25 protein-coding genes and 1 pseudogene are annotated in these 21,339 nt (G+C 66.4%); 12 read left to right on the forward strand and 14 right to left on the reverse strand.

The genetic code is table 11. The features are described 5' to 3' along the window. Positions 1–46 precede the first annotated feature (46 nt). From OM960_RS06510 to OM960_RS06525, 4 genes are all read right to left on the reverse strand, one after another. Positions 47–847: an ABC transporter ATP-binding protein gene (locus OM960_RS06510; protein WP_263333102.1), complete on the reverse strand. Its 801-nt coding sequence runs from the start codon at positions 845–847 to the stop codon at positions 47–49. Continuing rightward, positions 844–1,350, reverse strand: a complete 507-nt coding sequence (locus tag OM960_RS06515) for a hypothetical protein (protein WP_264771415.1) — start codon at positions 1,348–1,350, stop codon at positions 844–846. The genes OM960_RS06510 and OM960_RS06515 overlap by 4 nt, the downstream gene beginning before the upstream one ends. After that, positions 1,350–2,804, reverse strand: a complete 1,455-nt coding sequence (gene hydA, locus OM960_RS06520) for a dihydropyrimidinase (protein WP_264771416.1) — start codon at positions 2,802–2,804, stop codon at positions 1,350–1,352. Before hydA ends, OM960_RS06515 begins: the two co-directional genes overlap by 1 nt. Before the next feature lie 317 nt (positions 2,805–3,121). Next, positions 3,122–4,372, reverse strand: a complete 1,251-nt coding sequence (locus OM960_RS06525; RefSeq protein WP_264771417.1) for a Zn-dependent hydrolase — start codon at positions 4,370–4,372, stop codon at positions 3,122–3,124. A 125-nt stretch (positions 4,373–4,497) separates the two neighbouring features. Between OM960_RS06525 and OM960_RS06530 the strand changes: the two genes are divergently transcribed. The 4 genes and pseudogenes from OM960_RS06530 (at position 4,498) to OM960_RS06545 (ending at position 6,967) form a co-directional block, all read left to right on the forward strand. After that, a complete protein-coding gene (locus OM960_RS06530) occupies positions 4,498–5,130 on the forward strand; it encodes a TetR/AcrR family transcriptional regulator (protein ID WP_263333110.1) in 633 nt (210 codons plus the stop codon). Positions 5,131–5,308: 178 nt separating this feature from the next. Then, positions 5,309–5,698, forward strand: a complete 390-nt coding sequence (locus OM960_RS06535; RefSeq protein ID WP_264771418.1) for a c-type cytochrome — start codon at positions 5,309–5,311, stop codon at positions 5,696–5,698. 197 nt (positions 5,699–5,895) lie between these two features. Next, positions 5,896–6,083, forward strand: a pseudogene (locus OM960_RS25520) (TetR family transcriptional regulator C-terminal domain-containing protein); the annotation flags it as partial. Positions 6,084–6,142: 59 nt separating this feature from the next. Beyond that, the gene (locus OM960_RS06545; RefSeq protein ID WP_263333114.1) at positions 6,143–6,967 is read left to right on the forward strand and encodes a class I SAM-dependent methyltransferase; all 825 of its coding nucleotides are present in this window, start codon (positions 6,143–6,145) and stop codon (positions 6,965–6,967) included. 9 nt (positions 6,968–6,976) lie between these two features. Here OM960_RS06545 and OM960_RS06550 read toward each other — a convergent pair whose 3' ends face one another. After that, complete coding sequence (locus OM960_RS06550; protein WP_264771419.1) at positions 6,977–7,393, reverse strand: ACT domain-containing protein; 417 nt, start codon at positions 7,391–7,393, stop codon at positions 6,977–6,979. Positions 7,394–7,492: 99 nt separating this feature from the next. Here OM960_RS06550 and OM960_RS06555 point away from each other — a divergent pair, with 99 nt between their 5' ends. Beyond that, complete coding sequence (locus tag OM960_RS06555; protein ID WP_264771420.1) at positions 7,493–8,116, forward strand: TetR family transcriptional regulator C-terminal domain-containing protein; 624 nt, start codon at positions 7,493–7,495, stop codon at positions 8,114–8,116. Between the two features lie 8 nt (positions 8,117–8,124). Here OM960_RS06555 and OM960_RS06560 read toward each other — a convergent pair whose 3' ends face one another. From OM960_RS06560 to OM960_RS06570, 3 genes are all read right to left on the reverse strand, one after another. After that, the gene (locus tag OM960_RS06560; RefSeq protein WP_264771421.1) at positions 8,125–8,484 is read right to left on the reverse strand and encodes a hypothetical protein; all 360 of its coding nucleotides are present in this window, start codon (positions 8,482–8,484) and stop codon (positions 8,125–8,127) included. A gap of 91 nt (positions 8,485–8,575) precedes the next feature. After that, positions 8,576–9,877: an NAD-dependent dihydropyrimidine dehydrogenase subunit PreA gene (gene preA / locus OM960_RS06565; RefSeq protein ID WP_264771422.1), complete on the reverse strand. Its 1,302-nt coding sequence runs from the start codon at positions 9,875–9,877 to the stop codon at positions 8,576–8,578. An 11-nt stretch (positions 9,878–9,888) separates the two neighbouring features. Continuing rightward, positions 9,889–11,223, reverse strand: a complete 1,335-nt coding sequence (locus OM960_RS06570) for an NAD(P)-dependent oxidoreductase (protein WP_264771423.1) — start codon at positions 11,221–11,223, stop codon at positions 9,889–9,891. 212 nt (positions 11,224–11,435) lie between these two features. On the opposite strand from OM960_RS06570, the gene accB reads away from it, so the two are divergent. The 3 genes from accB to aat are packed head-to-tail and all read left to right on the forward strand — an operon-like array spanning position 11,436 to position 13,943. Then, positions 11,436–11,933 carry an acetyl-CoA carboxylase biotin carboxyl carrier protein gene (gene accB, locus OM960_RS06575; RefSeq protein WP_263333125.1) on the forward strand — a complete coding sequence of 166 codons (498 nt, stop codon included), beginning with the start codon at positions 11,436–11,438 and terminating at the stop codon, positions 11,931–11,933. Between the two features lie 8 nt (positions 11,934–11,941). Beyond that, the gene (gene accC / locus OM960_RS06580) at positions 11,942–13,288 is read left to right on the forward strand and encodes an acetyl-CoA carboxylase biotin carboxylase subunit (protein ID WP_264771424.1); all 1,347 of its coding nucleotides are present in this window, start codon (positions 11,942–11,944) and stop codon (positions 13,286–13,288) included. Positions 13,289–13,313: 25 nt separating this feature from the next. Continuing rightward, the gene (gene aat, locus OM960_RS06585) at positions 13,314–13,943 is read left to right on the forward strand and encodes a leucyl/phenylalanyl-tRNA--protein transferase (RefSeq protein ID WP_264771425.1); all 630 of its coding nucleotides are present in this window, start codon (positions 13,314–13,316) and stop codon (positions 13,941–13,943) included. Here the strand turns inward: aat and OM960_RS06590 are convergent. The 6 genes from OM960_RS06590 to OM960_RS06615 all read right to left on the reverse strand — a co-directional run bounded on the left by OM960_RS06590 (position 13,907) and on the right by OM960_RS06615 (position 18,291). Beyond that, positions 13,907–14,269, reverse strand: a complete 363-nt coding sequence (locus OM960_RS06590) for a DUF2155 domain-containing protein (protein ID WP_264771426.1) — start codon at positions 14,267–14,269, stop codon at positions 13,907–13,909. The genes aat and OM960_RS06590 overlap by 37 nt on opposite strands. Next, on the reverse strand, positions 14,266–14,736 hold the full coding sequence (gene mlaD / locus OM960_RS06595) for an outer membrane lipid asymmetry maintenance protein MlaD (protein ID WP_264771427.1): 471 nt from the start codon (positions 14,734–14,736) through the stop codon (positions 14,266–14,268). The genes OM960_RS06590 and mlaD overlap by 4 nt, the downstream gene beginning before the upstream one ends. 4 nt (positions 14,737–14,740) lie before the next feature. Next, positions 14,741–15,115 carry an NADH:ubiquinone oxidoreductase subunit NDUFA12 gene (locus tag OM960_RS06600; RefSeq protein ID WP_263333136.1) on the reverse strand — a complete coding sequence of 125 codons (375 nt, stop codon included), beginning with the start codon at positions 15,113–15,115 and terminating at the stop codon, positions 14,741–14,743. A gap of 258 nt (positions 15,116–15,373) precedes the next feature. Next, entirely contained in the window at positions 15,374–16,642 is a 1,269-nt protein-coding gene (clpX, locus tag OM960_RS06605; protein ID WP_263333137.1) for an ATP-dependent Clp protease ATP-binding subunit ClpX, read from the reverse strand. 132 nt (positions 16,643–16,774) lie between these two features. After that, the gene (locus OM960_RS06610; protein WP_263333139.1) at positions 16,775–17,404 is read right to left on the reverse strand and encodes an ATP-dependent Clp protease proteolytic subunit; all 630 of its coding nucleotides are present in this window, start codon (positions 17,402–17,404) and stop codon (positions 16,775–16,777) included. Between the two features lie 167 nt (positions 17,405–17,571). Next, on the reverse strand, positions 17,572–18,291 hold the full coding sequence (locus OM960_RS06615; protein ID WP_264771479.1) for a DUF1194 domain-containing protein: 720 nt from the start codon (positions 18,289–18,291) through the stop codon (positions 17,572–17,574). A 124-nt stretch (positions 18,292–18,415) separates the two neighbouring features. Here OM960_RS06615 and OM960_RS06620 point away from each other — a divergent pair, with 124 nt between their 5' ends. Genes OM960_RS06620 through modC form a run of 4 tightly spaced genes read left to right on the forward strand, consistent with a single transcriptional unit; the run spans position 18,416 to position 21,323 of the window. Continuing rightward, positions 18,416–18,787: a winged helix-turn-helix domain-containing protein gene (locus OM960_RS06620; RefSeq protein ID WP_263333141.1), complete on the forward strand. Its 372-nt coding sequence runs from the start codon at positions 18,416–18,418 to the stop codon at positions 18,785–18,787. 60 nt (positions 18,788–18,847) lie between these two features. Next, positions 18,848–19,588, forward strand: a complete 741-nt coding sequence (gene modA / locus OM960_RS06625) for a molybdate ABC transporter substrate-binding protein (protein ID WP_263333143.1) — start codon at positions 18,848–18,850, stop codon at positions 19,586–19,588. Beyond that, complete coding sequence (gene modB / locus OM960_RS06630) at positions 19,585–20,265, forward strand: molybdate ABC transporter permease subunit (RefSeq protein ID WP_264771428.1); 681 nt, start codon at positions 19,585–19,587, stop codon at positions 20,263–20,265. The genes modA and modB overlap by 4 nt, the downstream gene beginning before the upstream one ends. After that, entirely contained in the window at positions 20,262–21,323 is a 1,062-nt protein-coding gene (gene modC, locus OM960_RS06635) for a molybdenum ABC transporter ATP-binding protein (RefSeq protein WP_264771429.1), read from the forward strand. The genes modB and modC overlap by 4 nt, the downstream gene beginning before the upstream one ends. The last annotated feature ends 16 nt before the right edge of the window (positions 21,324–21,339 follow it).

The following is a 21,339-nucleotide window of genomic DNA, read 5'->3' on the forward strand; positions in this document are numbered from 1 at the left end:
GGCCGAAGACGTGCCATACACCTTGCCGACACTTCGCCGACCGCAGTCAGACCTCATCGCCATGCCCCGCCCTCAAGCCTTCCCGCACCCGGTGGGCGATCTCGATGAACTCCCGCGAATCGCGGATGTCGAGCGGCCGCTGCCTCGGCAGGGTCGACTCGATCACATCGGTGATCCGCCCCGGACGGGGGCTCATCACCACGATCTTGGTGGAAAGATAGACCGCCTCCGGGATCGAATGGGTGACGAAACCGATGGTCTTCTCGGTGCGCGCCCAGAGCTTCAAAAGCTCCTCGTTGAGCCGGTCCCGCACGATCTCGTCGAGCGCCCCGAAGGGTTCGTCCATGAGAAGGATATCGGCATCGAATGCCAGCGCCCGCGCGATCGAGGCGCGCTGCTGCATGCCCCCCGAGAGCTGCCAGGGGAACTTCTTGCCGAAGCCCTCAAGGTCAACCAGCGCGAGCACCTTCTCCACCCGCTCCTTCTGCTCCGCCTTCGAAAACCCCATGATCTCAAGGGGAAGCTTGATGTTGCCCGCGATCGTCCGCCAGGGATAAAGCCCCGCCGCCTGGAACACATAGCCATAGGCCCGCGCCTGCCGCGCCGCATCCGGCTCCATGCCGTTGACGGTGAGCGTCCCTTCCGTCGGATGCTCCAGCGCGGCGATGGCCCTGAGGAAGGTGGTCTTGCCGCAACCCGAGGGCCCGATGAAGGAAACGAAATCGCCCTTATCGACCGTCAGATTGACATCCTTCAGCGCATGGACCGGACCGTCGCTGGTCTGGAAGGTCAGCCCCAGCCCCCGCGCCTCGATCACGGTTCCGGCGGTTGTCGTGGTATCTTTCATGCGCACATCCGCCTCACGTCAGCTTCCGGTTCGGAGCGATAGATCATGGTCGCCGCCAACGCGCTGGCCAAGGCGGAAACAGACCCGACTGCGGCGAATGCCGGGATACTGCGCTTCCAAGAATCAAATGCCCCGGCATCGGCCCAATCGGCGGCGAAAAAAGCAGCCCAGAAGCCAAAACCCGTGGCTGCCGCCGCGATCTGGGCCGCCCTGCGCCGCGACAGGCCGCGCGCCGTCGCGAAACGGAAGCATGCGCTCCAGAATGCGACCGCGATGGGAAAGGCGTAGGTCGCCTTGAGACCAATGAAAACGACAATCAGCGGCCCCCAACCAAAGACTGCCCAGGGAAGAAACAGGAATACACGCCCGATCTCCCCGGGACTTTGCCAAACAGTTATCAAAACAACGCACACGCTGTAGCCCAGAATGGAAAAGAACACCGAAGCGAACACCAGCCACACCAAGCGCGCGTCAAGCCCCCAGCGCATGCGGAAAGCCTTCATCACACCCCGCTCGCCGGAATGCCGGTCCGCTTCACCGGACGCGGGCTCGTCAGCTCCTTCCAGCTCGACAGCGCCTTGTTGACCGGGTTGCCGGCCTCGCGGCGGACGAACTCGCCGTGGCCCTCGCGGGTCTCGACCTTGCCGTCGTTCACCGCGACCATGCCGCGGGTCAGCGTGTAGCGCGGCAAGCCCTTGACTTCATGGCCCTCGAAGACGTTGTAGTCGATGGCCGATTGCTGTGACTTGGCGCTGATCGTCTTCGTCCGCTCCGGATCCCAGACCACGATATCGGCATCGGCCCCGACAAGGATCGCGCCCTTTTTCGGATAGCAATTCAATATCTTGGCGATGTTCGTTGAGGTAACCGCAACGAACTCGTTCGGCGTCAGCCGCCCGGTGTTCACGCCGTGCGTCCAGAGCATCGGCATCCGGTCCTCGAGCCCCCCGGTCCCGTTCGGGATCTTGGTGAAGTCGCCCACCCCGAAGCGCTTCTGCTCGGTCGTGAAGGCGCAGTGGTCGGTCGCCACCACCGAGAGCGAACCCGACATGAGCCCCGCCCAGAGGCTGTCCTGGTGTTTCTGGTTGCGGAACGGCGGCGACATCACCCGGCGGGCGGCATGGTCCCAGTCCTTGTTGAAATACTCGCTCTCGTCGAGCGTCAGGTGCTGGATCAGCGGCTCGCCCCAGACGCGCTTGCCCTGCATCCGCGCCCGCCGGATCGCCTCATGCGCCTCCTCGCAGGAGGTATGCACGACGTAAAGCGGTACCCCGGCCATGTCGGCGATCATGATCGCGCGGTTGGTGGCCTCGCCCTCCACCTGAGGCGGGCGCGAATAGGCATGCGCTTCGGGCCCGGTATTGCCCTCCTCCATCAGCTTGCGCTGCAACTCCGCCACGACGTCGCCGTTCTCGGCGTGCACCAGCGCGATGCCGCCAAGCTCCGCCAGCCGTTTGAACGAGGCATACATCTCGTCGTCATTGACCATCAAGGCGCCCTTGTAGGCCATGAAGTGCTTGAAGGTGGTGATGCCCTCCTTCTCGATCACGCCCTTCATCTCGTTGAAGACCTGCTCGCCCCACCAGGTCACCGCCATGTGGTAGGAATAGTCGCAATTCGCCCGGCCCGACTTGTTGTGCCACATCTGCTTGGCATCAAGGAGCCCCTGCCCCGGCGACGGCAGCACGAAGTCGACGACCATCGTCGTGCCGCCCGCGAGCGCCGCTCGGGTGCCGCTCTCGAAATCGTCGGTGGAATAAGTGCCCATGAAGGGCATCTCCAGATGCGTATGCGGATCGATCCCCCCCGGCATGACATAGCAGCCGGTGGCGTCGAGCACCGTGTCGCCCTTGAGGCCCTCTCCGATCTGGGCGATCTTCCCGCCCTCGACCAGCACGTCGGCCTTGTAGGTCAAATCGGCGGTGACGATGGTGCCGTTCTTGATGACTGTGGTCATGATCTTGCCTCCCGCATTCCTTCAGTAACTGACCAACCGAGAGTGCGTCTCAAAGCAGCCGTAGCATACGAACACTTGAATCAAGCCGCAGTCCGCTAAGTCAAATTCGTCTCCTGGGGCGTCCAACTGACCGAAGAACGTCATCTCGTCGCGACAGCCCCGGCAAATCGGCCATACTTCGTCTTGTATCGCGGCGGGATCGCCTCCGAGCTGATGCCGCTTTCCGATCTCACGGCCCGCCCATTTGTACCCTATTCCCCCCGCGGCCGGCTCGTCTGGCTCGGCGACAAGCCGAAATCTGGGTATGTAGCGCCGACTCACCCCACGACCTCCGCCGTCTCCAGCACCGCGTGCAACAGCACATCCGTGCCTACCGCCGCCCATTCCGGGCTGATCTCCTCGGCCTCGTTGTGGGAAAGCCCGTCCACACAGGGGCACATGATCATCGCGGTCGGCGCGACATCGTTGATCCAGCAGGCGTCGTGGCCGGCGCCCGAGACGATGTCCATGTGGCTGTAGCCGAGCCGTTCGGCCGCCGACCGCACGGCCTTCACGCAGGTCTCGTTGAAGGCGGGCGGGTCGAACTGGCCGACGATCTTCGCCTCGAATCCGACCCCGATCTCCTCGCAGAGCTTCGGCGCGCGTTCCATGAACTCCGCGACCATCGCGTTGAGCTTGGGAAGGATATGGGTCCGCATATCCACCGTGAAGACGACGCGGCCCGGGATGATGTTGCGCGAGTTCGGGTAGACGTCGATATGGCCGATGGCGCCCACGGCGTTCGGCTGGTTCTTCATCGCGATCTCGTGGACGAGCTCGGTCACCAGCGCCAATCCCCGGCCCGCATTCTTGCGCATGTGCATCGGCGTGGAGCCGGTATGGCTCTCCTTCCCGGTCACGGTGCATTCAATCCATCTGAGCCCCTGCCCGTGGGTAACAACGCCGATATCCTTGCCCTCGGCCTCCAAAATCGGGCCCTGTTCGATATGCAGCTCGAAGAGCGCGTGCATCTGGCGGTCACCAACCTTTTCCTCACCGACCCAGCCGATACGCTTCAGTTCGTCGCCGAATGTCTTGCCGTCATGGTCCTCGCGGTCATAGGCCCACTGCAATTCATGCTTGCCCGCGAAGACCCCGGAGGCGAGCATCGCCGGGGCAAAGCGCGTCCCCTCCTCGTTGGTCCAGTTCACCACCACGATCGGGTGCTTCGTCTTGATCCCGAGGTCGTTCATCGTGCGGACGCATTCGAGCGCCCCGAGCACCCCCAGCACCCCGTCATACTTGCCCCCGGTCGGCTGGGTGTCGAGATGCGAGCCCATGTAGACCGGCAGCGCGTCCGGGTCCTCGCCTTCGCGGAGCGCGAACATCGTGCCCATCTGGTCGACGCCCATCGTCATGCCGGCGGCCTCGCACCAGGACTGGAAGAGTTTCCGCCCCTCGCTGTCGGCATCGGTCAGCGTCTGGCGGTTGTTGCCGCCCGCAACGCCCGGGCCGATCTTCGCCATCTCCATGATCGAGTCCCAAAGGCGTGCGGGGTCAATCCTGAGGTTCTCTCCGGGTGCGGACATCTCTCTCCTCCTGTCGGTCGCCCCCGGGTTCTTGATGCCCCTTGCGGCGACTCTCTTTCTGACCGTATGGTCAAGGTTGAGAGCACCACAACCTGACCAACCGGTCAACGAAAATCTTGAGGAGCATGGCCGCAAACGAACGCATGTCGAAGCGCGACGCCACGCGGCGGGAGAACGAGGCGCGGATTCTGGCGGCGGCCGAGAAGGTCTTTGCCGAGGCAGGGTTCGGCGGCGCGACGATGCAGCTCATTGCCGACATGGCTGGGCTGCCGAAGGCCAACCTGCACTATTACTTCGCCACCAAGGAAGAACTCTATCGCAAGGTGGTGCAACAGATTTTCGAGATCTGGCTGCATGCGGCGGACAGTTTCGACAACGCCCCCGGCCCGGTCGAGGCGATCGGCGCCTATATCGACGCGAAGATGGAGATCTCACGCCGCCACCCGTTCGGCTCGAAGGTCTGGGCGTCGGAAGTGATGCATGGCGCGCCGGTGATCCAGGATTATCTCGAGACAACGCTCAGGGAGTGGACGAAGGGTCGCGCGGACCTCATCCAGCGCTGGATCGACGAAGGCAAGATGGCGCCTGTCGACCCGAGGCACCTCCTTTACATGCTCTGGGCCACGACCCAGCACTATGCTGATTTCGGTCACCAGATCGAGACGCTGAACGGCGGCAAGCCGCTGACGGACCGGCAGTGGAAGGCCGCGAAGGACAGCGTCAAGACGATAATCCTGCGCGGTATCGGGGCGATCTGAGCATGCAGCGCGGGGCGCGCGCGGCGCTACATGAGCCTTGAATCGCTCGCACGCGTCACCGACAATCCGACCGTCAGGCTGCCCGCAGTGGGCGCCTAATCAAGCCCTGACCTCTCCGAGGGTCGGCGCTCCTACACCACGCCGCGGGGCACTATCTGACGAGGTGGCGGACTATCTCATGAGCCAGGACGTCATTTTGCCGATACCCGCGCCGATTTCCGACAGGCTTGGCACCGCCGACGCCGATCAGGGTGCGATTTACTTCGAAAAGAATTGTACCGGGTGCCATCTTTTCGAACCGGAGCTTGGCGACTCAACGGGTCCGAATCTGTCGAATGTGGTCGGTCGGGACAAGGCTTCCCGTCCCTTCCCGAACGGTTACTCCAAGACTTTGTTGGGTCTGGAGGGCAATTGGACTTACGAGGACCTGAATACCTTTCTCTCTGGTCCAGCGATCACGACGCCCGGCACAAGAATGGATTCCCGGGGCGCGCCCGACGAAACGGATCGCGCCAATCTGATCGCCTACTTGCGCACCTTGAGTGACGATCCCGTCCCGCTGCCGTAGTTTGCCAGTACGGGGCGGGGTATTCCCAATCCTTCACAGTCAAGCGTCTGCCATCCTAATTCATCTAAAGAAGTCAAACGGGATTTCGCCCTATTCCGGCGATAGGGCCAAAGCTTACCGCACCTGCGCGACCACAGTGCAAGCCACGCTGAACTGACTCAGCGCTGAACCGAACGGGGCAAAATGGCATCCGCTGGCCCCGCCATCTTGTCTACATGCCCTGGGCCACGACCCAGCATTACGCCGACTTCGGCCACCAGATCGAGACGCTGAACGGCGCCCCCCCCTGAGCGACCGCCAGTGGAAGGCTGCCAAGGAAAGCGTGAAGACGATCATCCTGCGCGGGATCGGCGCGGTCTGGGCCCGGCTGGGACGTCACGATTGACTTCGATGCCGCTCCCGGCCGATGCTTGACGCGCGGGGCGGACATATCGGAGCAGTGGTATGGCGGTAACGCGCCCGAGCGAATTTCGGTATTTCTTCGGCCGGCGGGCCAAACTCCTTTACGAATGCCTCGGCTGGCATCTCAGGAACGCGACCGACCTCAGGTTCATGAACTACGGCTTCGCCTTCGATCCCGACGCCCCGGCGCCCAGGCTGGAACGGGAGGACGAGGCCGAACGCTTCTGCGCCCAGCTCTACCATGTCGTCGCCACCCAGATCGACCTCAGCGGCAAGCGCGTTCTCGACATCGGCTCGGGCCGGGGTGGCGGTTCGGCCTATGTCCACCGCTACCTCCGGACCGGCCAGATGATCGGCTGCGACCTTGCCGAGCGCGCGGTCGAGTTCTGCCGCCGCGTCTATGACGGGATCGACGGTCTTCTGTTCCAGCATGGCGACGCGATGGACATGCCCTTCGGCGACGGCGAATTCGACGCCGTGCTCAGTGTCGAAAGCGCGCATTGCTATCCCGACCGGCAGGCGTTCTTCCGCGAGGCGCACCGGGTGCTCAGGCCGGGCGGCAGCCTGCTCTATGCCGATTTCACCCCCGCCCGGGTGGCGCCCGGCGCGGCGCTGATCGAGACCCGGAGCGGCCTGGCCGCGGCCGGTTTCGCCGAGGTCCGGATCGCCGACATCACCCCGAACATTGTCCGGGGGCTCGAAAACGACGCCGGCCGGCGGACGGTCGAGATCGACCGCCGCTTCCCGCCGGGCACGCGGCGGGCGGTGCGGCTCTGGGCCGGGACGCCGGGATCGTGGATCTTCCGCGACTTCCAGGAGGGACGGCGCGAATACCTGATGTGCCACGCGACCCGGCCCGTCGGTTGACGGGCGCGCTCACCGCACGGCGACGGAGCCCTGAAGGCGCAGGAGGATCTCCAGAGCCTCCGCGGCACGGTCAGCGGGAACGAAGGCGTGGTCGTGGTGATAGGCCGCCACCATGTTGCAGGCGATGCCCTCCGCCGCGAGCGCCGTGGCGACCGCAGCGGTCAGCCCGACGCCCTCGAGCGACGAATGCACGTTGAGCCGGATGAGCCGCATCGGCGATGTCGTGTCGAGACCTCGGGCTGCGGCGACCGCCTTGGGCAGGATCAGCGACTGGCCCTCGGCCTCGCGAAAGACCGACAGCGCGGCGTCCAGAAGTGCGGCGCTGGCGCTTCCGCCCGGCAGGCTGCAGAAGACGAACGATCCGGGGAGAAGCTCCGGCGACATGCCCGCGATCATGGCGCGCGTCTCGAAGACCGGGTGTGACACGCTTGCCCCCTTCCCTACCGCCGGGTCGGCGGAAATGACGTTTGACCTTCCGGTCAAATACACGCTAGCTGAAGACAGGACGTCAAGGGAGAGCACCGCGTGCAGGACCGGCAGGCCGCCGAGCGACCGCTGACACGGATACAGCGCAAGAACCGCGAGACCATCCTCGACGCGGCGCTCGACGCATTTTCCAGCTACGGCTTTCGTGGCACCACCGTCGATCAGATCGCCGAGCTTGCAGGCCTGTCGAAGCCGAACCTGCTCTACTACTTCCCCTCCAAGGAAGCGATCCACGCCGAGCTTCTGACGCTGCTGCTCGACGCCTGGCTCGATCCGCTGCGGGCACTCGACCCCGAGGGCGAGCCGGTCGCGGAGATCCTTGGCTATGTCCGCCGCAAGCTCGAACTCAGCCGCGACTACCCGCGCGAAAGCCGGCTCTTCGCGAACGAGATCCTGCAGGGCGCGCCGCGGATCATGGCCGCACTCGAAGGCGAACTGAAGGCGCTCGTCGACGAGAAGGCGGCGGTGCTCGCAAACTGGGCAGCGGCGGGGCGGATCGCCGACATGCCGCCGCATCACCTGATCTTCTCGATCTGGGCGCTGACCCAGCATTACGCCGATTTCGACGTTCAGGTCCGCGCCGTGCTCGGCCCGGGACACGATCCCTATGCCGAGGCGCAGGGTTTTCTTGAAACGCTCTTCGCCAAGCTCCTCGCGCCCTGACCGCGCGGTCAGCCGGTGGGTTTCAGCGGATAGCGGTCGCCCTTCTGGTCGATCAGCAGCACCCGGCCGCCATTGCGGACATAGAGATCGCAGCGCGACCAGCCGTTCAGGAACTCGACGCAGACCGAGCCGTCATCCTCGATCCGGTAGCGTCCCTCGGCGCGGTCGCCGCCGTCGTAGACATAGGCGTAGCTCCCGTCGGCGCCGTATTCGGAGCGCCCGCCATCATAGAAGCGGATCTCGGTCCCGGCGACGAAGGCCGCGATCCCGTCCGGCGTGAAGACCTCATCGCCCGGTTTCATCGCCCAGCCCTCCGCACTGGCCGGCTGGGCGAGGCCGAAGGCGGCCAGGATCAACAGGGGTCTCACGACGATATCCTCTCCTCGCCGGCAGGGAGGCACCGGCGGGGAGAGGGGAACATGCGGGCGTGCCCGCTGTCAAAGCACCATCCGGTGAGCCCTATTCTGCGGCCTGCGCCATCGGGTTATTCGGATGCGTCGTCCAGTTGGCGTAGTCGCCCACCTTCTTGCCCGTCCTCGGATCGACCTCGCCCTTCGCCAGCGGCCGCATGGTGATGCAGTTCTCGACCGGGCAGACGTCGATGCAGAGATTGCAGGCGACGCATTCCTCGTCCTTGACCGAGAACACCCTGTCCTCGCCCATTGCGATGGCCTGGTGCGAGGTGTCCTCGCAGGCGGCATAGCAGCGTCCGCACTTGATGCAGAGGTCCTGGTCGATCTCGGCCTTGGTGACGTAGTTGAGGTTGAGATACTGCCAGTCGGTGACGTTCGGCACCGCGCGGCCGACGAGATCGGCGGTCGAGGTCATGCCCTTTCCGTCCATATATTCCGAAAGCCCCGAGATCATCTCCTGCACGATCTTGAAGCCGTAGGTCATCGCCGCCGTGCAGACCTGCACGTTGCCGGCGCCGAGCGCCATGAACTCGGCCGCGTCGCGCCAGGTGGTGACCCCGCCGATGCCGGAGATCGGCAGGCCGCGGGTCTCCGCGTCGCGGGCGATCTCGGACACCATCGACAGAGCGATCGGCTTGACCGCCGGGCCGCAATAGCCGCCGTGGGCGCCCTTGCCGTCGATCGACGGCTCGGGGCTGAACAAGTCGAGATTGACCGAGGTGATCGAGTTGATCGTGTTGATCAGGCTCACCGCATCGGCACCACCGCGCTTCGCGGCCGCCGCGGGCTTCCTCACATCGGTGATGTTGGGGGTCAGCTTGACGATGCAGGGCATCCGGCTGTGCTGCTTCACCCAGCGCGTCACCATCTCGATATATTCCGGCACCTGCCCCACGGCCGAGCCCATGCCGCGCTCGCTCATCCCGTGCGGGCAGCCGAAATTGAGCTCCACCCCATCGGCGCCGGTATCCTCGACCGCCTTCAGGATCGCCTTCCAGCTTTCCTCGTCGCAGGGCACCATGAGCGAGATGACCAGCGCCCGGTCCGGGTAGTCGCGCTTGACCTGCTTGATCTCGCGCAGGTTCACCTCCAAGGGCCGGTCGGTGATCAGCTCGATGTTGTTGAGCCCCAGAAGCCGCCGGTCCGCGCCCCAGATCGCGCCGTAGCGCGGGCCGTTGACGTTGACGACGGGCGGGCCTTCGGACCCGAGGGTCTTCCAGACCACGCCGCCCCAGCCCGCCTCGAAGGCGCGGCGGACGTTGTATTCCTTGTCGGTCGGCGGGGCGGAGGCCAGCCAGAACGGGTTCGGGGATTTGATCCCGATGAAATTGGTCGTCAGATCAGCCATTGGTGCCTCCCTCAGCCCATCAGGCTCGCATGAATGTCCTCGGCCGCGTCGCGGCCCTCAGCGACGGCGGTGACGGTCAGGTCCTCGCCGCCCAAGGCGCAGTCGCCCGCCGCCCAGACGCCTTGGACCGAGGTCCGCCCCGCCCCGGTCACGGCGATCTTTCCGCCCTCGATCGCCAGCCCCTCGGGCGCGCCGTCGAGCGTCTGGCCAATCGCCTTCATCACCTGGTCGGCCCGAAGCCGGAAGGTCTCGTCCTTGAGCTTCAGCCCGCCCGGACCGTCCTCGGTATAGGCGAACTCGACCTCGCGTGCGGCGCCGTTGCCGATCACGCGCACCGGGGCGGCATTGTGGAGGATGCGGACACCGACCGAGGTCGCGTGCTCCTGCTCGTGATCCGAGGCCGACATCTTCTCCGGCCCGCGCCGGTAGACGATGGTGACGTTCTCGGCGCCGAGGAGCTTCGACTGCACGGCGGCATCCACCGCCGTCATGCCGCCGCCGATCACAACCACGTCGCGGCCAATGGCGAGCTTCGCCTTTTCCGGCTCCTGCCGCAGCCCGGCGATGAAGTCTACGGCGGAAAGCACGTTTTCGAGCCCTTCGCCCTCGGCGCGGAGTGCGTTGACGCCGGCAAGACCGATGGCGAGCACCACCGCGTCATGGTCCGCCTTGAGCCCGTCGAGGGTCAGCCCCGCCCCGAGCGCCATGCCGTTCTGGACCGTGATCCCGCCGATCTTCAAGAGCCAGTCGACCTCGGCCTGCGCGAAACCGCCGGGGCTCTTGTAGCTGGCGATGCCGTATTCGTTGAGCCCGCCGGCCTTCGGTCGCGGGTCGTAGACCACGACGTCGTGGCCTTTCATCGCCAGCCGGTGCGCGGCGGCCAGTCCGGCCGGACCGGCGCCGACGACAGCCACGCGCTTGCCGGTCGAGGCCGCGCGGGCGAAGGGATGGCTGCCCGTCTCCATCAGCGTGTCGGTCGCGTAGCGCTGCAGCCGCCCGATCTCGACCGGCTTGCCCTCGGCCACCTCGCGCACGCAGACCTCCTCGCAAAGCGTCTCGGTCGGGCAGACGCGGGCGCACATGCCGCCAAGGATGTTCTGCGAAAAGATCGTCTTCGCCGCCGCCTCGGGGGTGCCGGTAGCGATCTGGCGGATGAAGAGCGGAATGTCGATCGAGGTCGGACAGGCCGTCATGCAGGGCGCGTCGTGGCAGAAGTAGCAGCGGTCCGCCGCGACCCGCGCCTCGTGTGCATCGTAGCGCGGCGCGATGTCGGAGAAGTTGCGGGCATAATCCTCTGCCCCGAGGCGTCCGGGCACGATGCCCGGCGTAAGCTGGCTGTTGGTCAAGGCGGCCTCCCTCCGTCCGTTCTTGAGGAAAAGGCTGCCACCGAATCATTTTTTTATCAACTGGTAAATTTTTGAGGTTTGCAGCCGGAGCGATGGTGCCGGCACACCGTAACTCGCGGCTTTCCTCGGCCGGACCAAGCGCGTATAAGCGGCGGGAAACGGAAACCCCGCAAAGCAAGACGGGCATCCGCCAGGACCGATCGAGGACAGAAATGACCAAGAATCCCCATGAAAGTGACGTGGCCTTCATCGAGGCTCTGGCCGAGCTTCTGAACAAGAGCGGGCTCGCCGAACTGAGCGTGAAGCGCGAATACGGCGACAATGACAGCCTGAACGTCAAGGTCACGAAATACGCGCCCCAGATTGCGGCGCCCGCGGCCTTCGCGGCCCCTGCCCCGGCGCCCGTTGCCGCCGCCGCTCCTGCTCCGGCTGCTGCCGCCGCACCCGCATCCCAGCCCGCCGACCCGGCGAGCCATCCCGGCGCGGTCACCTCGCCGATGGTCGGCACCGTCTATCTCGCGGCAGAGCCCGGCGCGGATCCCTTCGTGACCGTGGGTGCCCAGGTCAAGGAAGGCCAGACCGTCCTGATCGTCGAGGCGATGAAGACGATGAACCACATCCCGGCACCGCGCGCCGGCACCGTCAAGCGCATCCTTGTCGAGGATGGCAGCCCCGTCGAATACGGCGCGCCGCTGCTCATCATCGAGTGAGGCGCGCGATGTTCGAGAAAATCCTCGTCGCCAACCGGGGCGAGATCGCGCTCCGCGTGATCCGCGCCTGCCGCGAGATGGGCATCCGCTCGGTCGCGGTGCATTCGACCGCCGATTCCGACGCGATGCATGTCCGCATGGCCGACGAGTCGGTCTGTATCGGCCCCAATCCCTCGTCGCAGAGCTATCTTTCGATCGCCTCGGTCATCTCGGCCTGCGAGATCACCGGCGCCCAGGCGATCCATCCGGGCTACGGCTTCCTCTCCGAGAACGCCAATTTCGTCCAGGCGCTCGAAGACCACGGCATCACCTTCATCGGCCCGACCGCGGAACATATCCGCATCATGGGCGACAAGATCACCGCCAAGGAAACCGCCAAGAACCTCGGCATCCCGGTCGTACCCGGTTCCGACGGCGGCGTGCCCGATACTGCGGCGGCCAAGAAGACCGCCAAGGAAATCGGCTATCCGGTCATCATCAAGGCCACCGCCGGCGGCGGCGGCCGCGGGATGAAGGTCGCCAGGGACGAGAGCGAGCTGGAGATCGCCTTCCGCACCGCGCGCTCCGAGGCGAAAGCCGCCTTCGGCAATGACGAAGTCTACATGGAGAAGTACCTCCAGAAGCCGCGCCATATCGAGATCCAGGTCTTCGGCGACGGCAAGGGCAACGCCGTCCATCTCGGCGAGCGCGACTGCTCGCTGCAGCGCCGCCACCAGAAGGTCTTCGAAGAGGCGCCCGGCCCGGTCATCACGCCCGAGCAGCGCGCCGAGATCGGCGGCATCTGCGCCAACGCGGTCGCCAAGATCAACTACATCGGCGCCGGCACGATCGAGTTCCTCTACGAGGACGGCGAGTTCTACTTCATCGAGATGAACACCCGCCTTCAGGTCGAGCACCCGGTGACCGAGGCGATCTTCGGTGTCGATCTCGTGCGCGAGCAGATCCGCGTGGCCGAGGGCTATCCGCTCTCGTTCACCCAGGACGATCTGGTGGTGAACGGCCATGCGATCGAGGTCCGGATCAATGCCGAGAAACTCCCGAACTTCTCGCCCTGCCCCGGCAAGATCACCCAGTACCATGCGCCGGGCGGCCTTGGCGTGCGGATGGACTCCGCGCTCTACGACGGCTATTCGATCCCGCCCTACTACGACAGCCTGATCGGCAAGCTCATCGTCCACGGCCGCGACCGGCCCGAGGCGCTGGCGCGGCTGAAGCGCGCCCTGAGCGAGCTGATCGTGGACGGAATCGACACCACGATCCCGCTGTTCCACGGGCTCCTGCAGGAAGACGACATCCTGACCGGGAACTACTCGATCCACTGGTTGGAAAAGTGGCTTGCACGGGAATTCGGCTGAGCCGGATCACGGACCGGGCCGGGCGATGCTGACGCCGGAGGGGATGCTTGCGGGCTATGCGCGGGGCATCTTCCCGATGGCGGAAGGCCGCGGCTCGGATGAGCTTCACTGGATCGACCCGCGCCTGCGCGGGGTGATGCCGCTCGACGGCTTCCGCATCTCGCGCTCGCTCGCCCGGAGGATCCGGAACGGGCGGTTCGAGATCGCCATCGACCGTACCTTCTCAGAGGTGGTCGCCCTGTGCGCGGCGCGGGAGGAAACTTGGATCAACGCCCCCCTCGCCGCGCTCTACGACACGCTCCACGAGCGCGGCCACGCCCATTCGCTCGAGGTCCGGGAGGACGACACGCTCGTCGGCGGGGTCTTCGGCCTGACGCTTGGTGCTGCGTTCTTCGGCGAGAGCATGTTCTCGCTCCGGCGCGACGCCTCGAAGGTCGCGCTTGCCTATCTCGTGGACCGGCTCCGCTCGGGCGGCTTCTCGCTCTTCGACACCCAGTTCCTCACGCCGCATCTCGCCTCGCTCGGCGGGGTCGAGATTCCGCGAGCGGAATACCATGCGCGTCTGTCGAAGGCCTTGCGCGGGCGGGCGGATTTCACCGCGCCGGAAGTGCCCTCGCCTCAGCTGCTCTTGCAGCGCAGGAGCCAGACGTCGTAGCGCGGATCGTCGAGCGCCGAGAGCGCCGGGCTCGACGCGATCATCCAGCCGTCGAACTCCACCGTTCCGGCCGCGCTGTCGGTGATGGTCAGATGCGCGTAGGCGTTCGCGCTCGGATCGGCTGCGGGATAGCGGCAATCGGTGAGCGAGACGATGAGCCGGCCGAAGGCCATCGATTCCCCCGCCGCGATCTCGATGTCCTCGGTCGCGCCCGAGACCTTGTCGAGCCCGCGCAGGATCGCGCCCGGCGCGCTCGCGACCTCCTGGGCAGCGGCCGCGCCGCCGCCGAGGGCGAGCGCCAAAAGCAGAAGCAGGCGGGCGGTCATGGCGCGGCGGGCTCCACCGTTTCGTCGCTGCCGCCGCCGACGAATTTCATCATCAGGGCGATCACGCTGACCGCACCTTGCGTGTCCTCGATCTCGCTGCCGGGCTCGAGATCCATCGGGCTGCCGCCCGGCAGGATCTCGAGGAAGGCGCCGCCAAGGAGCCCCTCGGAGGCGATCACCGCTGTGCTGTCATCGGGCACGACGACGCCGTTGCGGACCGTGAAGCGCGCATCGGCGAAGAAGGTTTCGGGGTTGAGCGCTAGTTCGGTGACCGAGCCGACCTTGACGCCCGCCATGCGGACATCGGTGCCGATGGTGATGCCCTCGACCGAGCGGAAGCTCGCGGACAAGTCGTAGCTCTCGCCGGTGCGGGTGATGCCGTTGCCGTCGCCCGCATAGATCAGGAAACCCAGCGCGACCGCAAGGACGCCGGCACCGGCCAGAACCTCTGTCGTGCTTTCGGCCATCGCCCTATTCCGGGCTCCAGGCCTCGTAGTCACGCCGCTCGACCGGGGTCGCGCGGCGGATCGAGCCTGCGGGCGCATAGGCGAGCGCGGAGCCGGTCAGGTTCTCCTGATGCGGCTTTTCCCATTCCTTGTGCGTGAGCGCGACCTTGGTCGGCGGCTCGTCCCAGGTGAAATGGAGCCAGCCGTGCCAGTCGGCGCTGACGCGCGAGGCTTCGCATTCGCCGTTGTAGATCACCCAGCGGCGCTTGCCGTCGCGGGTCTGGTAGAAGGCATTGCCCTGCGCATCCTCGCCGACCTTCTGGCCGTTGCGCCAGGTGAAGAGCTGGGTGCCGAGCGTCTGGCTGTTCCACCAGGTCAAAAGGCGCAGCAGGAAATTCATGGACATCCTCCGGGCATTGCTGCCCCCTTATAGCGCAGGCGCGGGCGAGGTCCAGTGCCGACAGGCAACAGCGGCATATCGCCCCGAACCGGAACGAACAAAGCCCCTGAGGCTTAAACGCGGCTATACCGCCGCAAGCGCACCGCTTCGTGACAGGCCAACGCGGGGCCCGTGATGGACGCGCCCCACATGCGCCAGAAAAAAAGCAACGCCGCGGCGGGTTGCCCGGCCGCGGCGCGAAATACGATAACGAACGGATCAGCCCGCCGTCGCGGCTTTCTCGCCCTTCGAGTCGGCGTGGATCAGCAGCGGCTTCGCGCCGGAATCGACGGCTTCCTCGTTGACCACCACCTCCGAGACCGAGGTCATGCCCGGCAGTTCGAACATGGTGTCGAGCAGGATGTCCTCCATGATCGAGCGGAGGCCCCGCGCGCCGGTCTTGCGCTTGATCGCGCGCTTGGCGATCGCGGTGAGCGCATCGGCGGTGAAGGTCAGCTTCACCCCTTCGAGATCGAAGAGCCGCTGGTACTGCTTGACGAGCGCGTTCTTCGGCTCGGTCAGGATCGTGACCAGCGCCGCTTCGTCGAGGTCGGTCAGCGTCGCGATCACCGGCAGGCGGCCGACGAATTCCGGGATCAGGCCGAACTTCAGCAGGTCTTCCGGTTCGAGCTCGGTGAAAAGCTCGCCCACGCCGCGCGCATCGGGATCCTTGACCTCGGCACCGAAGCCGATCGCCGAACCCTTGCCGCGCTGCGCGATGATCCGTTCGAGCCCGGCGAAGGCGCCGCCGCAGATGAAGAGGATGTTCGTCGTGTCCACCTGCAGGAATTCCTGCTGCGGATGCTTGCGCCCGCCCTGCGGCGGCACGGAAGCCACGGTGCCCTCCATGATCTTCAGGAGCGCCTGCTGCACGCCCTCGCCCGAGACGTCGCGGGTGATCGAGGGGTTGTCGGACTTGCGGGTGATCTTGTCGACCTCGTCGATATAGACGATGCCGCGCTGCGCCCGTTCGACGTTGTACTCCGAGGCCTGCAGGAGCTTCAGGATGATGTTCTCGACATCCTCGCCGACATAGCCCGCCTCGGTCAGCGTCGTCGCATCCGCCATCGTGAACGGCACGTCGAGGATGCGGGCCAGGGTCTGCGCCAGAAGCGTCTTGCCGCAGCCCGTCGGACCGATCAGCAGGATGTTCGACTTCGCCAGCTCGATATCGGCCGACTTCGAGGCGTGGTTGAGCCGCTTGTAGTGGTTGTGGACCGCGACCGAGAGCACGCGCTTGGCATGTTCCTGGCCGATCACGTAATCGTCCAGCACCTTGCAGATGTCGCGCGGCGTCGGCACGCCATTGGCGGACTTGAGCCCGGTGGACTTCGTCTCCTCACGGATGATGTCCATGCAGAGCTCGACGCATTCGTCGCAGATGAAGACCGTGGGGCCTGCGATCAGCTTGCGCACTTCGTGCTGCGACTTCCCGCAGAAGGAGCAGTAGAGCGTGTTCTTGCTGTCGCTGCCTGAATTCGTTGCCATCGTCATCCTCTGAGGCCAGTTCGCCTGTCGTCCATCATTTAATGGCGGCCCTTTCCGACAAGATTAGGGCAGCCCCCGGAACACCACAATGCAAAATTGCCCGCCAACGCCCCGCGGTGGCGGGCAGACCACTTACTTGGATTCGCCCTCGCCCGGACGCGCGTCGAGGATCTCGTCGATCAGACCCCAGTCCTTCGCCTCTTCCGGCGACATGAAGTTGTCGCGTTCGAGTGCCGCCTCGACCTTTTCCAGCGGCTGATCCGTGTGCTTGACATAGATCTGGTTCAGCCGGTCCTTGAGCTTCTGGGTCTCCTGCGCGTGGATCATGATATCCGTCGCCTGCCCCTGGTAGCCGCCCGAGGGCTGGTGCACCATCACCCGGCTGTTCGGCAACGAGAACCGCATCCCCTTCTCGCCGGCGGTCAGCAGGAGCGAGCCCATCGAGGCCGCCTGGCCGATCACCAGCGTCGAGACCTTCGGCCGGATGTACTGCATCGTGTCGTAGATCGAGAGACCCGAGGTCACCACGCCGCCGGGCGAGTTGATGTACATCGCGATTTCCTTCGAGGGATTCTCGGCCTCGAGGAACAGGAGCTGGGCGCAGATCAGCGTCGACATGCCGTCATGCACCGGCCCCGAAAGGAAGATGATCCGTTCCTTGAGGAGGCGCGAATAGATGTCATAAGCCCGTTCCCCGCGCGAGGTCTGCTCGACCACCATCGGCACGAGGGTGTTCATGTAGATGTCAAAGGGGTCTTTCATGCTCGTCCGCCTGTCGCTGTTCCCGGGGTGAATGCTTATGCACATAACCTTGCGCAAGTCTTAGAGGCGCGCACCGGGGGCTGCAAGGGCCGCAGGCGCACTTCTGGCACCTGCCCGCCCGCAAGATGCGCGCCCGAAAGCGCGGATCGGGCCGCGACTGCCTTGCCTCATTGGCCGGCGCGCGCCACCGCCGGGCCGCCGCCGCCCGATATTTCGAGGATGAGCTTGCGCCTGACGGCCGCCGCGAAAGCCTCGCCGCCGTCCGCGGTCACGACGAAGGCGCCCTGCCCGCCAATGATCCTTTCGGCGAACGCGGCCTCCAGATCGCCCGAGCCCGACCGGCCCGACGCGCAGATCCGGCACAGCACCGCGAGGCCGTTGATCGTGATCCCGGCCTCGAGCGCGGCGCGGCGGCCCTCGGCGATGGTCGGGCCGTTGAAGTTGCCCGCGGAATCGCCCGAGAAGTCGATGATCCGGCGCCAGCCCGCGATCTCGTTGCCCTCGATCAGGTCGCGCCCGAAGATCAGCGCCGCCCCGATCGCGTTGCGGCCACGCGCGCGGCGCGGCGGCCCCGTCAACGCCGCCGCGAAGCGTTCCGCTGCGGCTTGACCGTCGATCACCGTCCAGGGCACGACCACGTCCTGGCTGTCGAACCGCCCCCATTCGACATAGGTGACGGCGATGCTGCCATAGGCCGTGCGGCGGATCGCCGCGACGACGGCGGGATCGGTGATCGCCCGTGCGTAGCCCTCGCGCTGGAACAGGATCTCACCGTCGTCGATGGAACCCGAGCTGTCCGCCAGAAGCACCAGCTCCAGATCCACCTCGGTCTGCCCCAGGACCGGCGCGCCCCAGAGCGCGGCAAGACAGGCCAGCACACGCAGCATCGCATCGCCCTCCCAGCGCACTCGCCCGGAGACTAGCATGCTCGACGCCCCGGCCCCAACCCGGCCGCCGCTTCCGCGCGGCGCGGACGGCGCCTAACATGCACACCGATTGCGAGGATTCGTCATGCCCAAAGCCTCCCGCCTCTCACCCGGCCTCAAGCTGCGCCTCGTCGTCGAGGGCGGCGAGTGGCTCGGCCCCGGCAAGGCCGACCTCCTCGAGGGCATCGCCGAGACCGGCTCGATCTCGGCCGCCGGCAAGCGGATGCGGATGAGCTACAAGCGTGCCTGGAGCCTCGTCGAGGCGTTGAACGCGATGTTCCGCGAGCCGTTGGTGGCCGCGAGCCGCGGCGGCGCCGGCCACGGCGGCGCCGAACTCACCGACACCGGACGCCGGGTGCTCGCGCTCTACCGGCAGATGCAGGATAAGGGCGCCGCCGCGCTTGCCTCCGAGATCGATGAAATCCACCGACTCTCCGTTATGTCCGAAAAGAAATAACGCTTGCCACGCCGCGCGAAACCCCGTTACCTCCAATCAGACACAACGCAAGGAGTGCCGATGCGCCGCGCCGTCCTTCTGGCCCTACTCGCGCTGCCGGGCCCCGCGGCCGCGGAGAGCGCGCTCGTCGCCGTCGCGACCAATTTCCGTCCCGTGGCCGAAATCCTGGCCGAGGAGTTCACCGCCGAAACCGGCCACGAGATCCGCCTCGCCGCCGCGGCCACCGGCAAGCTCGCGGCCCAGGTCGCCTCCGGAGCGCCCTTCGACGTCTTTCTTTCGGCCGACGAGGCGACTGTCGACGAACTGATCGCCGAGGGTCAGGCCGATCCTGCGGACCGCTTCACCTACGCGATCGGCCAGCTCGTGCTCTGGACCGCCGACGGGCGCGCAGACCTTTCGGACCCGGCGGCATTTCTCGCGGCGCAGAGACATGTCGCGATCGCCAATCCAGACCTCGCGCCTTATGGCAAGGCCGCCCTGCAGGCAATTGACTCACTTGGCTTTTCGGACGCGGTAGAAGGCAAGATCGTGCAAGGCGAGAACATCGGCCAGACCTTCGCGATGGTCCGCAGCGGCGCCGCGGGGGCCGGCTTCGTCGCGGCCTCCGGGCTCCATGCCGATCCGACTCTGGCTGGCGGTTCCTGGCCGGTCCCGGAGAGCGCGCACGACCCGATCCGTCAGGACGCGGTGCTACTCGTCCGTGGCAAGGGAAACGCCGCCGCCCTCGCCTTTCTCGACCACCTGCGCGGCACCAAGGCGCGCGCCGTGATCGAGGCGAACGGTTACGCCACGTTGCCATGAGCCCCGGCGACCTCGCCCCTCTGTGGCTCACGCTGCGCCTCGCCGCGCTGGTAACCGCGATCCTGATGCTGCTCGGCACCCCGCTCGCCTGGTGGCTCGCCCATACCCGTTCACGCCTCGCGCCTGTGGTCGAGGCGCTGACCGCGCTGCCGCTCGTGCTGCCGCCGACGGTGCTCGGCTTCTACCTGCTCCTCGCCTTCAACCCCTCGGCTCCGCTCGGCCAGTTCTGGCTTTCAGTCACTGGCAACACGCTCACCTTCTCCTTCGGTGGCCTCGTCATCGCCTCGCTCCTCTATTCGCTGCCCTTCACGGTCCAGCCGCTCCAGGCCGCCTTCACGACGCTCGGCCGCGCGCCGATGGAAGCGGCTGCGAGTCTCAGTGCGTCCCCGCTCGACGCCTTCCTCACCGTGGCCGCGCCGCTCTGCCTGCGCGGCTACCTGACCGCGGCCGTGCTCACCTTCGCCCATACGCTCGGCGAGTTCGGTGTCGTGCTGATGGTCGGCGGCAACATCCCGGGCGAGACCCGCGTCATCTCGATCGCGATCTACGAGGAGGTCGAGACCCTCGACTATGGGGCGGCGCATCTCCTCTCCGGCATCCTGCTCGCGCTGTCCTTCGCCATCCTGCTCGCGCTCTACTGGCTCAACGGCCGGCACCGAAAAAGGGCGCGGCGATGAGCGACCTGTATCTGAAGATCGACCTGCAACACCCGGAATTTCATCTTGAAATCGACCGCCGAATCCCCCTTTCCGGCCTCACCGCGATCTTCGGCCCGAGCGGCGCGGGCAAGAGCACGCTCCTGCGGATCATCGCCGGGTTCGAGCGCGGCGCGGGCCATGTCGCCTTCGGTGACGAGACCTGGGAGGACGGGCGCCGCTTCGTGCCGCCGCACCGGCGGCAGATCGCGACGGTGTTCCAGGAGCCGCGGCTCTTCGGCCATCTCGACGTCGAGGCCAACCTCGCCTATGCCGCCCGCCGCAACGGCCAGACGGTGGCGCAGCCCGCGCTGATCGACCGCTTCGACCTCGGCCCGCTCCTGCGGCGCCGGACCGAGGCGCTCTCGGGTGGCGAGGCGCAGCGCGTGGCGCTCGCCCGCGCGCTCCTGACCCGGCCGCGGCTGATCCTGATGGACGAACCGCTCGCGGCCCTCGACCACGCCCGGCGCGGCGAGATCCTGCCCCATATCGAATCCTTACGCGACGAGGCGCGGATCCCGATCCTCTATGTCAGCCACTCGCTCTCCGAGGTCGCCCGGCTCGCGACCCAGGTTCTGGCGCTCGACCGCGGCCGGGTCACCGGCCTCGGCCCGGCCGCCGAGATCCTTGCCGAGGCCGCGGTCCGGCCAGGTTTCGTCGGCACAGAACCCGGCAGCCTGATCGTGGCGCGTGTCACCGGCATGACCGAGGACGGGCTCTGCGAACTCGGTTTTTCCGGCGGCACGATCCTTACGCCCGAGGCAATGGGGTCCACCGGCGCGCCGGTTCGCCTCTTCATCCGCGCCCGCGACGTGATGCTCGCGCGGACCCGCCCCGAGGGCCTGAGCGCGCTCAACATCCTGCCCGCACGGGTCGAAGCGGTGACGCCCCTCGACGCGGCCGCCGCCGAGGTCGCGCTCGACTGCGGCGGCACGGCGCTGCGCGCCCGCATCACCCGCCGCTCGGTCGCGGCCCTCGACATCGCGCCCGGAACCGAATGCCATGCGATCCTGAAGACCGTGGCGCTGGCCCGCGACTAGTTGCGTTCCGCCGCCC

This window comes from Defluviimonas salinarum (genome assembly GCF_026013545.1).
GTDB lineage: Bacteria > Pseudomonadota > Alphaproteobacteria > Rhodobacterales > Rhodobacteraceae > Albidovulum > Albidovulum salinarum.